Annotated in this window: 10 protein-coding genes; 1 reads left to right on the top strand and 9 read right to left on the bottom strand. The window is 76.4% G+C overall.

Translation table 11 applies throughout. The annotated features are described in order from the left end of the window. Positions 1–177, top strand: a complete 177-nt coding sequence (locus ABD160_RS31370; protein WP_093340837.1) for a DUF6104 family protein — start codon at positions 1–3, stop codon at positions 175–177. Positions 178–923: 746 nt separating this feature from the next. On the opposite strand, the gene ABD160_RS31365 is transcribed toward ABD160_RS31370, so the two are convergent. From ABD160_RS31365 to ABD160_RS31325, 9 genes are all read right to left on the bottom strand, one after another. Further along, positions 924–1286, bottom strand: a complete 363-nt coding sequence (locus ABD160_RS31365) for a hypothetical protein (protein ID WP_344029701.1) — start codon at positions 1284–1286, stop codon at positions 924–926. Next, positions 1283–4060: an FtsK/SpoIIIE domain-containing protein gene (locus tag ABD160_RS31360; protein WP_344029698.1), complete on the bottom strand. Its 2778-nt coding sequence runs from the start codon at positions 4058–4060 to the stop codon at positions 1283–1285. The genes ABD160_RS31365 and ABD160_RS31360 overlap by 4 nt, the downstream gene beginning before the upstream one ends. A gap of 40 nt (positions 4061–4100) precedes the next feature. After that, positions 4101–4361, bottom strand: a complete 261-nt coding sequence (locus ABD160_RS31355; RefSeq protein WP_344029695.1) for a hypothetical protein — start codon at positions 4359–4361, stop codon at positions 4101–4103. A 167-nt stretch (positions 4362–4528) separates the two neighbouring features. Further along, positions 4529–5329, bottom strand: coding sequence for an MOSC domain-containing protein (locus ABD160_RS31350; RefSeq protein WP_344029693.1), 801 nt, complete (start codon positions 5327–5329; stop codon positions 4529–4531). Further along, positions 5326–6237, bottom strand: a complete 912-nt coding sequence (locus ABD160_RS31345) for an ABC transporter substrate-binding protein (RefSeq protein ID WP_344029690.1) — start codon at positions 6235–6237, stop codon at positions 5326–5328. Before ABD160_RS31345 ends, ABD160_RS31350 begins: the two co-directional genes overlap by 4 nt. Continuing rightward, on the bottom strand, positions 6234–6944 hold the full coding sequence (locus ABD160_RS31340; RefSeq protein ID WP_344029687.1) for an ABC transporter permease: 711 nt from the start codon (positions 6942–6944) through the stop codon (positions 6234–6236). The genes ABD160_RS31345 and ABD160_RS31340 overlap by 4 nt, the downstream gene beginning before the upstream one ends. Next, a complete protein-coding gene (locus ABD160_RS31335) occupies positions 6941–7606 on the bottom strand; it encodes an ABC transporter permease (protein ID WP_344029684.1) in 666 nt (221 codons plus the stop codon). The genes ABD160_RS31340 and ABD160_RS31335 overlap by 4 nt, the downstream gene beginning before the upstream one ends. A gap of 9 nt (positions 7607–7615) precedes the next feature. Beyond that, positions 7616–8695 carry an ABC transporter ATP-binding protein gene (locus tag ABD160_RS31330; RefSeq protein WP_344029681.1) on the bottom strand — a complete coding sequence of 360 codons (1080 nt, stop codon included), beginning with the start codon at positions 8693–8695 and terminating at the stop codon, positions 7616–7618. Positions 8696–8793: 98 nt separating this feature from the next. Continuing rightward, positions 8794–11622 (bottom strand): putative bifunctional diguanylate cyclase/phosphodiesterase, encoded by a 2829-nt coding sequence (locus ABD160_RS31325; RefSeq protein ID WP_344029678.1) that lies wholly within the window; start codon positions 11620–11622, stop codon positions 8794–8796. Between the last annotated feature and the right edge of the window lie 32 nt (positions 11623–11654).

The following is an 11654-nucleotide window of genomic DNA, read 5'->3' as shown; positions in this document are numbered from 1 at the left end:
GTGTACTTCACCGACCGCGGCATCGAGGAGCTCGTCGACCGGCGGGGCGACGAGCAGGTCAGCGTCGAGTGGCTCGCCGACCGGCTGCGGGCCTTCGTGGACCTGAACCCCCAGTTCGAGACGGCCGTCGAGCGGCTCTCCAGCTTCCTCGCCCGGGATGACGCCGACGACGAGTAACCCCCTCACCACCGCGGCCCCTGCGCCGCACCGCACCGCGCCGCACCGCACCGCACCCGCCGTGCCCGACGTCGCACCCCGTCGCGCGCCGAGATGCAGCTCAGCGGGAAATGTCGATCTCTGCACCCCGCTGATCTGCATCTCGGCGCGCGACGGGGTGCGACGTGCGACGGGGCGAGGGCTGGCGCGGCGTCGTGCGGCGGGGCGGGCCCGGCCGGCGGGGCGGGCACGACACGGCGGGGCAGGCACGACACGGCACGGCGGGCACGGCACGGCGGGGCAGGCACGACACGGCACGGCACGGCCGGGCACGGCACGGCACGCGGCACGGCGGGCACGGCACGGCAGGGCACGGCACGGCAGGGCACGGCGGGCACGGCAGGGCGGGCAGGTCCGGGTCGGCGGAGTGGCCGGGACCCGGGTGGGCCACGGGACGCGGGCCGTCCTGCGTGCAGCAGCGCGCGGCGGACGATCCCCGGGCCGGGCAGCGCGCGGCGGACGATCCCCGGGCCGGGCAGCGCGCGGCATGCCTCGACGGGCGGGCCCGGCACCCGGCGGGGTGCGCGGAACTGCAGGACGCGGTGTGCCGGTCCGCACCTCGCACTGCATCTCGCACCGCGCCACGCGCCGAGATGCAGCTCAGCGGGAAATGTCGATCTCCACGGCCCGATCAGCTGCATCTCGGTGAGTGGCGCGGTGCGATGTCGGTGCGATGTCTGCGGGGCGGTGCGGGGCGCGAGGCGGGGTCAGTCGTTGCGGCGGAGCCGGAACAGCCGGCGGTCGCCGGAGGCACGCAGCTCCTCCAGGGCGTCGTCGGCGGCCCGCTCCAGCTCGTCGTGCCGGGCCGGATCGGCCCGCCGGTCCGGCCGCGGCCGCGGCTTGCCGGGCTCCTCCACCGACCACAGCACCTGCAGCGCGGCCTCCCAGCGCAGCTCGAACATGCCGCGCCCGAGGGTGACCCGCTCGGTGGCCCGGACCAGCTCGCGATCGCGTTCGCGCAGCTCGCGGCGGAGCTCCTCGGCGCGCGCGGCATCCCGGGCGCGCAGCTCCCCCACCGCGTCGGCGAGCCCCGCGACGACCTCCCGGTAGCGCTCGACGGCGTCGCTCATCCGTCGTCCCCCCACTCGGCGAGGATCACCAGCTCCGGGCGCGACCGCCGGGCCCGGTCCAGCAGCAGGCCGCGCCCCCGGGACGGCTGCCACTCCGGCGGCGGCCCGCCCACCAGCGGGCCGAGATCGGCGCCCTGCACGCCGGTCGCGATCCACACGCCCAGGTCGTCGACGGTCGCGCCGGGCGGGGACAGCAGTGCCTTGAGCCGTTGCGCCCCGCGCCACCAGCCGAGCAGGTGCACCCCGGCCGCCGGGCCGTGCCGCAGCACGGTGCGCAGCTCCTCGGTGCCGCCGAGGCTGAGCAGCGACTCGGCGGCGTCCGCGCCGAACAGCACCGGCACCAGCGGCGGATGGTCGCCGGTGCCGTCGCCGGAACGGGCCCTGACCTCGGCGGCGAGCGCGGCGATCCGGGTCGCGACGTCGGCGGCCGGGACCGTCTCGGACGGCGCCGGCATCCGCCCGGCGAGCTCAGCGGCGTACCCGACGGCCTCGGAGACCAGCGGGAACAGCACGAACCGGGTGCGGTCGTCACGCCGGACGAGCTGGCCGGCGAGCGCGTCGGCGGCCGAGCACAGCAGCGGGCCGGCGACCGTCGCGTCCGGCCCGATCACGCCGATGTTGCGGCCCGGCGAGTCCCCCAGCTCGACGGCGGCCGGCGTCCCGTCGACGTCGACGTACTGACCGAGCAGCGCACGCGGCGGCCCGTCGAGGGGCAGCGTCGCGACCAGCGCCTTGTGCGAGGGGGCGCGGGCGCCGTCGAACACCACCGGTTCGCGGTCCGGCGGGTGCGCGGCGAACGCGGCGTCCTGCACCTCGCGGACCAGCGGCCCGCCGGCCTCCGGGATCCGCACGACCTGGTTGCCGTGCACGACGCCGGAGTCGTGGTTCACCACGGCGTGCCAGCGCGGGATCGTCATCGGCAGCTCGTTCTCCAGCGCCAGCACCCGCCGGGCGCGCGGCAGCGCGAGCCGCAGCACGAACTGCTCGAAGATCGCCGGACGGCCCCAGAACGCCTCGATCCCGGAGACGTCCTGGCTGGCCAGCACCAGGTGCACGCCCTGCGAGCGGCCGCGCCGGGCGACGTCCTCGAGCAGCGCGGTCGCCTCGGCGGTGACCGCGTCGCGGCCGCTGAACAGGAACTGGAACTCGTCGATCACCGCGACGATCCGCGGGAGCCGGGCCGCGGCGCCGGTGACGCCGCGTTCGGCGAGCTCGTCGCGCAGCTCGGCGAGCTTGGTGGCGCCGTGCCGGCGGGCCTGCTCGGCCCGCACCCGCATGGTCTCGGCCAGGTGCCGGAGCAGGGCGAGCCCGAACTCGCGGTCGGTGTTGATGTTGACGCCGATCAGCCGGGCCTGCGGGAGCCAGCCCGCCCGGTTGCCCTCCGGGTCGGGGGCGAACTGGGCGAACGACACGCCCTCCTTGAAGTCGAGCAGGTAGAGCTCCAGCTCGTCCGGCGGGTAGCGGGCGGCGAGCGCGGAGATCCAGGCGAGCAGCAGGTTCGTCTTCCCGGAGCCGCTCGGGCCGCCGACCAGCGCGTGCGGCGAGTGGTCGTCGAGGGACAGCCCGGCCGGGATGCCGTCCTCGTACCCGACCGGCGCGTACAGCCCGTCCCGGGAGTTGGCGCGGCCGCGCCGGTCCACCGGCGGGAGCAGGTCGGCGAACGCGCCGAGCCGCCCGCGCCACGCCTCGTGCGCGTCGGCGAGCCGGTGACAGGTGTCGGTCACCAGATCGGCGGGCAGCGCCGGATCCGGTTCGACGACGACGTGCGGCCCGGTCAGCGAGGTGCGTGCGACCACCGGGTCGTCGCCCCTGCCGGTCCCGCTGAACTCGACGGACTCGACCGGGTTGCGCAGCGCCACCGGGACGTCGAGCAGCACCAGCACCACCCCGGCGGCGATCCCGCCGCGGGCCACCCGCTGCAGCTGCCGGTGCTGGTCCTCGGGCAGCGGGGTGCCGTTCCCGGCGAGCACCGCGACCAGCCACGGCTCGGGCCGCTCGTCGCCGCGCTCGGCCAGCTCGCGCAGCGAGGAGTAGCCGGCGGCGAGCACCCGGGTCTGCACCCGGCGGATCCGGTCGGCGAGCTGGTCGAGCAGCGGCTCCAGCCGGGTCGGGTCGTGCACCGTGAGCAGACCGGTGCGGGTCAGCGGGTAGAGGCCGGGCAGCGCGCCGGCGAGCTGGCCGACGTCCCACACGTGCACGCCGACGACGCCGGGCCGGAAGTAGCGCAGCACCCGCAGCAGCAGCGTCTCGACCATCGACTCCGCGTGCTCCCGGGTGTCCGGGGTCGAGGTGATCTGCAGGTGGGCGCCGTCGAGCAGCGGCACGCCGACCCGGAACGGCGCGCCGCCCTCCACCGATCCGGTGCCGAGCTGCCACATCGCGGGCACCGGTCCGGTGCCCTCGGTCTCGCCCGCCCCGGGCGGCCAGCTCCGCGGGTCCTCCCCCGCCGGGCCGGGTGCGGCGTCGGCGACGATCCGGGACAGCAGCTCCGGCGAACCGCCCTGCCAGCCGTCGAAGGCGTGCGCGCGGTCCTCGGCGACCCGGGCGACGGCGCCGGCCAGCGTCGGGTTGTCCAGTACCGCGCGCAGGGCGGGATCGCGCTGCGCGGCGTCGTACCCGGTCTCGCGCAGCCACAGCTCGGCCATCGTCTCGGCGTGCGCGCGGACCGCCCGGTCCCGGCGCACCTCGGCGGCGCCCAGCGCGACCGAGGCCGCCATGTGGAACCGGTCGAACGCGGCGCGGACGCGGTCACGCCGCCCCCGTCGTCCCACCATCGCGCTCAGGCCCGGACGACGCGGACGGGAACCGCGTCCCTCACAGCCGGGCGGTGATGTCGTCGGCGGCGTTCATCGCGACGTGCACGGCCTGCTCGACCTCGTCGACCTTCGCGGCGGCGGCCGCGAACAGCGCGCGGGCCTGCTCCGCGTCCTGCTGGGCGGTGCCGTAGGTCTGCTGGGACAGCGCCGCGCCCGCCTCCTCGATCGCGTTCCGGACGTGGCGCAACGCGCCCAGGCTCTCGGTGGCCCGCTGGTTCGCCGCCCCGATACCGGCCCGGATCTCGTCGATGTTCGCCATTCCGCCCTCTCCCGCGCGTGCGTCGTCCGGCGGCCGGGGAACCGGCCGCGGGTGTGCGCCGAATCTATCGCCGGTCGGTCTCCACCATGGTGAGGCGGCCGTCCGCGACACGCCACCGCTCGTCGGGCGATGCCGGCGCTGCCGCCAACGGTACGGCCGGCCGGCCCTCAGGAGGCGGTGACCTGCACCGCGTCCCCGCGGCGGACGGTGCCGGGCACCTCGACCCGGGCGTAGCACCCGGCGCACGGCAGCACGCCGAAGCCCTCGACCTCGACCCGGTTGCGCTGCGCCGGTCCGCGCAGCGCCTCCGGTGCGCGCGGGGTGTCGCCGTGCTCCAGGGTCGGCACCACGCAGCGCGGGGTGGGCAGCGTCGGCACCAGGGTGACGCCGCCGATCGTGACGGTCCGGCCGAGCCAGTCGTTCTCGACGAACGCCGGGGTGCCCGCCGGGGTGGCGACGACGATGTTGGGCCGGTAGCGCAGCGCGTCCACGCCGAGCGCGTCGAGCGTGGCCGTGCTGATCAGGTGCACCGGCGAGTGGTCGACGAAGCGGCCACCCTCGGTGCCCTGGGCGATCTCCAGCAGCGGCGCGTCGATCTCGGCGTCCAGGCCGGCGGCGAGCACGGCCTCGGCGTCCGGCCGTTCGACGACGGCGCCGTCCGGGCGCGCCCCACTGACCACGACCTGCCTGCCCAGCAGCTCGGACAGCGGTCCGGCCGCCGACGCGGCGGGCAGCGTGCGGCCGTCGGGCAGGGTCACCTGCGCCGCGGGGCCGCTGCCGGTGGAGCGGCACTGCAGCAGCGCCCGCCAGTGCCGCGGCTGCTTCGCCGTCGCGACCCGGCCGTCGCCGGCGTCGAGCAGGGCGAACTCCCGGTCACCGACGACGCCGGCGCCGTCCAGCTCGAACGCGTCCAGCTCCTCACCGAGCATGGACTTCACCGGGTAGCGGTACAGGGCCAGGACGTTCACGCCCCACCTCCGGTGATCTGCTTGCGCTCCAGCCAGTCGGCGGCGACGGTGCGCAGGGCGGGCTTGTCCGGGCCGGCGGCCTCGACGTTCATCGCGAGCAGCTCCTCGGTGGACAGCGCGGCGGAGATCCGGTCCAGCACGGCGCGGACCTCCGGTGCAGCCTTCCGCTCGGCGAGCACCGGCACCACGTTCTGCGCGGAGAAGTTCTCGGCCGGATCGGCGAGCGGCACGAAGTCGTTCTGCTCGAGGGCGGGATCGGTGGTGAACAGGTTGGCGGCCTGCACCGCGTCGCTGCCCAGCGCGGCGACGGTCAGCACCCCGCCGGAGTCCAGCGAGCGGTAGTCGGCGAACGCACAGCCGTAGTTGCGGGCCAGGCCCGGGATGCCGTCCGGGCGGGTCTGGAACTCCGGGCCGCCGCCGAAGGTCAGCTCCGGGCAGTACGGGGCGAGATCGGCGATGGTGCGCAGGCCGAGCCGGTCCGCAGTGGCCCGGGTGACGACGACGGCGTCCTTGTTCTCCGCCTCGGACCGCTCGCCGAGCACCAGCCCGGGCGGCAGCGCCGCCTGCAGCGCGGTGTACACGTCGTCCGGTTCGACGGCGGTCGCCTCCTGGTCGAGGTAGGTCAGCAGCGCCCCGGAGTAGTCCGGGATCAGGTCGACCGAGCCGTCCTGCAGGGCAGGGAAGTACGCCTCCCGGGAGCCGATCGCGACCGGGTTCTCGACCTGCACCCCGGCGTCGCGCAGCGCGAGCGCGTAGACCTCGGCGAGCAGCTGGGACTCGGTGAAGTTGCCGGAGCCGATGGCGATCACGTCCGGATCGGTGTCGGCGCCCCCGGCCAGCGGGTCGCCGCCGCAGCCGGCCAGCGCGAACGCCACCACCAGCAGGCCGGCCAGTAGCTGTTTCCTCATGCCGCGCTCGCCTCCCCGCTCCGGACCAGGCGCAGCGGGGCCCGCCTCGGCCCCGCCCGCTGCTGCAGGCCCGGCGACACGATCAGCCGCTGCAGCCCGCCGAGCACCAGATCGGCGACGACCGCGAGCGCCGCCACCAGGATCGAGCCGCCGATCATGGCGCCGAAGTCGCGCTGGCCGAGGCCGTCGATGATGAACCGGCCGAGGCCGCCGATGCCCACGTAGGCGGCGACGGTGGCCGTCGAGATCACCTGCAGGGTCGCACTGCGGACGCCGCCGACGATCAGCGGCAGCGCGTTGGGCAGCTCGACCTTCCACAGCACCTCCGGGCCGCGCATGCCCATTCCGCGGGCGGCGTCGACCACGGCCGGATCGACGTTGCGCACGCCGGCGTAGGTCCCGGCGAGCAGCGGCGGCACCGCGATGATCACCAGGGCGATCAGCGGGCCGAGCAGGCCCAGCCCGACCAGCAGGAACAGCAGCACCAACAGGCCGAGGGTGGGCAGCGCGCGCAGCGCGTTCGCCAGCCCGACGACGATCACGCCGCCCCGCCCGGTGTGCCCGATCCAGGCGCCCAGCGGCAGCGCGATCGCCATCGCGATCAGCATGGTCAGCGCGGTGTAGCCGAGGTGCTCGGCGAGCCGGACCAGGATGCCGTCCGGCCCGGTCCAGTTCTCGCCGGTGAACAGCCAGCCGAGGTAGGTCATCGGCCGGCCCCCGTCCGGCTGCGCCGGTGCTGCACCCGTTCCCACGGGGTGAGCAGCCGCCCGAGCAGCACCAGCAGCCCGTCGACCACCAGCGCCAGCAGCAGGACCAGCACGATCCCGGCGATCGTCTGCTGCGGGATCTCCCGCTGGAAGCCCTCGGTGAACATCTTGCCCAGCCCGCCGAAGCCGATCACCGAGCCGACGGTGACCAGGCTGATCGCGCTGACCGCGGCGACCCGCAGGCCGGCCGTGATCACCGGGACCGCCATCGGCAGCTCGACGGCCAGGAACCGCCGGACCGGGCGGTAGCCCATCGCCGTCGCGGAGTCGACGATCCGGTGCGGCACCGCGGAGAGCCCGTCGGCGACCGTGCGGACCAGCAGCGCCAGCACGTAGACGGTCAGCGCGACGATCACGTTGACCGGGTCGAGGATGCGGGTGCCGATGATCGGCGGCAGGAACACGAACAGCGCCAGCGACGGCAGCGTGTAGAGGAAGCCCGCCGCGTTCAGCGTGAGCGTCCGGCTCCACGGCCGCCGGTTGGCGAGCCAGCCGAGCGGGATCGCCAGCAGCAGCCCGATCAGCACCGGGACCAGCGACAGCACCAGGTGCTCGCGGGTCAGCTCCAGGACCAGCGCGGAGTTGCGGAAGACCCAGTCCATGCCCGGCCCCTACGCGGCGGAGTCGTCGCGGGCGGCGGGCAGCGCGGCCAGCACCGCGTCGGCGGTCACCGACCCGGCGACCCGGCCGTCGGCGTCGACCGCGACGCCCTGCCCGGACGGCGAGGACAGCGCCGCGTCCAGCGCGCCGCGCAGCGAGCCGGAGCCGACCGCGTACAGCGAGCCGCCGGGGACGATCCCGTCCTCGGTGACGACGCCGTCGCCCGCCTCGACCCAGCCCAGCGGCCGGCCGGTGTCGTCCAGCACGACCGCCCAGCCCGAGCCGGGCCGCGGGTCGCCGACCGAGACCATGTCGAGGGTGCCGAGCGGGATCGCCTCGGAGGTGAGGAAGCCCAGGCCCCGGTAGCCGCGGTCGCGGCCGACGAAGGTGTCGACGAAGTCGTCGACCGGGCGGGACAGCAGCACGCCCGGCTCGTCGTACTGGGCGAGCCGGCCGCCGACCCGGAACACCGCCACCCGGTCGCCCAGCTTGATCGCCTCGTCGATGTCGTGGGTGACGAACACGATCGTCTTGCCGAGCTCGGACTGCAGCCGCAGCAGCTCCTCCTGCAGGCTCTCCCGGACCACCGGGTCGACCGCGGAGAACGGCTCGTCCATCAGCAGCACCGGCGGATCGGCGGCGAGCGCGCGGGCCACACCGACCCGCTGCTGCTGGCCGCCGGAGAGCTGGCTCGGGTAGCGGCCGGCCATCGCGGTGTCCAGGCCGACCGTCTCCATCAGCTCCATCGCCCGGTCCCGGGCGGCCCGCCGGCCGGTGCCCAGCAGCATCGGCACGGTCGCGATGTTGTCCACCACGGTCCGGTGCGGGAACAGCCCGGCCTGCTGGATGACGTAGCCGATGCCGCGGCGCAGCTCGGCCGGATCGGCGGCCAGAACGTCCTGCCCGTCGACCCGGAGCTCGCCGGAGGTCGGCTCGACCATCCGGTTGATCATCCGTAGCGAGGTGGTCTTGCCACAGCCGGACGGCCCGACGAACACCGTGATCCGCCCCTGCTCGGCCACCAGGTCCAGCTCGTCGACGGCGACCGTCCCGTCCGGAAAGCGCTTCGTGACGCCCCGGAACTCGATCATCGCGGGCTCCCCCTGCCCCCGGCGGCCGCCCGGCCGGCAGCCGCCTGTTGCGGGCACGGTAACCCGGACCACCGACAGCGGCGACCGCTCCCGGCGGCCTACCAGGCGCCGGGGGTGCCGCCGGGCGGGGTTCCGGTGGTGGCGGGCGTCGGGAGCCCGCCGCCGCGCAGCACCCGGTGCAGGTCCTCCGGGCGCAGCGAGCGGGCGAACAGCCAGCCCTGGAACGCGTTCACCCCGAGCCCGCGCAGCACGTGGAACTGCTCGGCGGTCTCGACGCCCTCGGCGACGGTGGCGCGGCCCATCGCCCTGGCCACCTCGACGACGGCGCGGGCCAGCGCGAAGTCGGCCGGGTCGGTGCCGACGCCGGTGACGAACGCGCGGTCCACCTTGACCGTCTGCGCCGGCAGCTCCTTGAGCCGGGCCAGCGAGGAGTAGCCGGTCCCGAAGTCGTCGACGGCGAAGCGGACGCCGCGGCGCACCAGCTCGCTCATCGCGTCCAGCGCCGGGCGCGGCAGCGCGACCAGGCTGGTCTCGACCAGCTCCAGGACCAGCTGGTCCCAGCCCAGCCCGGACGACTCGACGACGGCGGTCACCTCGTCGAGGAAGGCCGGATCGGCGGGCAGCAGGCCGGCCAGGTTCACCGCGACGGCGATCCGCTGGCCGTGCCGCGGCCAGGTGGCGGCCTCGGCGGCGGCGGTGCGCAGCACCCACAGGTCGAGATCGCGCTGCAGGCCGCTGCGCTGCGCGACCGGCAGGAACTCGCCCGGCGAGACCTCCCCGTGCACCGGGTGCGACCAGCGCAGCAGCGCCTCGGCGGACAGCACGGTGCCGTCCGGCGCGACGACCGGCTGGTACTCCAGGCGCAGCGCGTCGGACTCGATGGCGGCGCGCAGCTCCGCCTCCAGCTCCAGCTGCCGGCAGGCCGGGCCGACGGTGCCGCGATCGGCGATCGCGACGGTGCCGCGGCCGCGCTGCTTGGCCTGCTGCACGGTGACCTCGGCGGAGCGCAGCAGGTCGTCGCCGCGCGGCGGGTGCGGCCCGGCGGGCACCGCGTCCGGGGTGGCGACCCCGACCGAGGCGGTCAGCGTGACCGGCCGCCCGCCGACGGTGACGGTGCCGCGCAGCAGCTCCGCGACGGTCGCGCCGAGCGCCTGCGGGCCGCCCGCGGCGTCGACGTCGGAGCAGACGACGGCGAACTCGTCGGCGGACAGCCGGCCCGCCGTGCACAGCGGCGGGAGATCGCGCTGCAGCCGGCCGGCGAGCTCGACCAGCAGGGCGTCGCCGTCGGAGTGCCCGAGGCCGGTGTTGACCCGGGCGAAGTCGTCGACGTCGCCGACGACCACCGCGACCCGTCCGGCGTCCGGCCCGGCCAGCGCCCGGTCGGCCACCTCGAGCAGGCCCGCCCGGTTCGGCAGCCGGGTCAGCGGGTCGACGGTGTTCGCCTCGCGCAGCACGTCGGCGGCGCGCCGGCGCTCGCCCACGTCGGTGACCACGAGCAGCCAGAACGGCCTGCCGTCGTCGGACGGGGCCGCGTTGACGACGACCTCGCAGTCCACCCGGGTGCCGTCGGCGCGCAGCAGCGGCAGCGAGTCGATCCGGTAGGTCGACTCCGGGTCGGACGGCGCGCGCAGCCAGTCCGGCAGGCCGTTGCGGTCGCCGGACTGCGGCTCCGCGGACAGGCTGCGGGCCGGAACGCCGCGCAGCGTCTCCAGGTCGGCGTCGAGCAGCCGGCACAGCGCCGGATTGGCGTCGACGATCCGGCCGCGGCCGTCGAGCATCGCGACGCCGGTGGTGATGGTGGCGACCAGCTCGGCGAACCGCTGGCCGGAGCGCTGCGCGCGGGACTCGGCGCGCCGCCGGTCGGTGACGTCCTGCACGGTGCCGATCAGCCGCAGCGGCGCGCCACCGGGGGTCCGGTCGATCCGGGTCCGGCAGGACAGCACCGCGCCGCCCTCGGGCCGGATCTCCGACGAGTGCGCGGGACGGCTCGCGGTCGACAGCTCCTCCGGGCCGCGGCGCAGCAGCCGGCAGACCCGCTCGACCTGCTCGCCCTCGATCGGCCCGTCGGCGCCGTCCGGGCGCACGCCCAGCGAGCGGTACAGCTCGACCAGGCCCTCGCTGCGGGTGAGCGTGCCGGCCTGCAGGTCGAAGGTCCAGGTGCCGGACCGGGTGGCGCGCTCCAGGTCCAGCGCGGGCGCCTCGTCGGACGGGGCCGCCGTCGCGTCCGGGAACGCGGTGAGCAGCACGACGGTCCGGTTGCCCGGCTGCGGCCAGCGGACCACCTTCACCCGGGCCAGCCTGCGGTCGGCACGGACCAGGCGGGCGTCGGAGTCGGGGCCGACCAGCAGCTGCGGCAGCTTCATCCCGGTCGGGTCGGCCGACCCGGCGAGGCGGCGCAGCGCGGCGTTGGTGTGCAGCACGATCCCGGCGGCGTCGCAGAGCAGCGCGGGCGACGGCGGGAGCTGCACCGCCGAGTGGTCGGCCGGGTCGGGCCTGCCGTCCGGGGCCGCGGCGGGCGGCTGCGGGCGGCGGGCGGTGGGCGAGGGCCGCGGGGTCGGGCGGGGCCTGCCGAACGGCGGCTCACCGAACCCGGCGCCGGCGACGTCCGGGGCGTCCGTGCCGGCCGGCCCGTCGAACGGGGCGGCCGGATCCGGGCCCGGGCCGGGATCGGCGGCCGGCACGTCGGCGACCGGCACGTCGGCGGGATCGGCGTACGGGCCGCGGTCCGGCGCGGGGCGCACCCGGCCGGCCCGGCCGCCGCCCGGGCCGGCGAAGGCCCGTGCGAGGTCACCGGCCAGCCCGGCGGGCCGGTCCGCGTCGCGGGTCGTCCGGGACGTCGGCTCGACCGGGTCGACACCCGGTTCGCCGGCGACATCCTGGGACGCACCACCCGGACGATGTCCCGCCCGCGGTTCCACCTCGGCCACGCCGGCCTCCGTTCCGTTCGGCAGCTCCACCC

It is taken from the genome of Pseudonocardia kongjuensis (assembly GCF_039526905.1).
Taxonomy (GTDB): domain Bacteria; phylum Actinomycetota; class Actinomycetes; order Mycobacteriales; family Pseudonocardiaceae; genus Pseudonocardia; species Pseudonocardia kongjuensis.
Note: the sequence above shows the minus strand (reverse complement) of the source record. Positions and strands in the feature narration are given on the sequence as shown.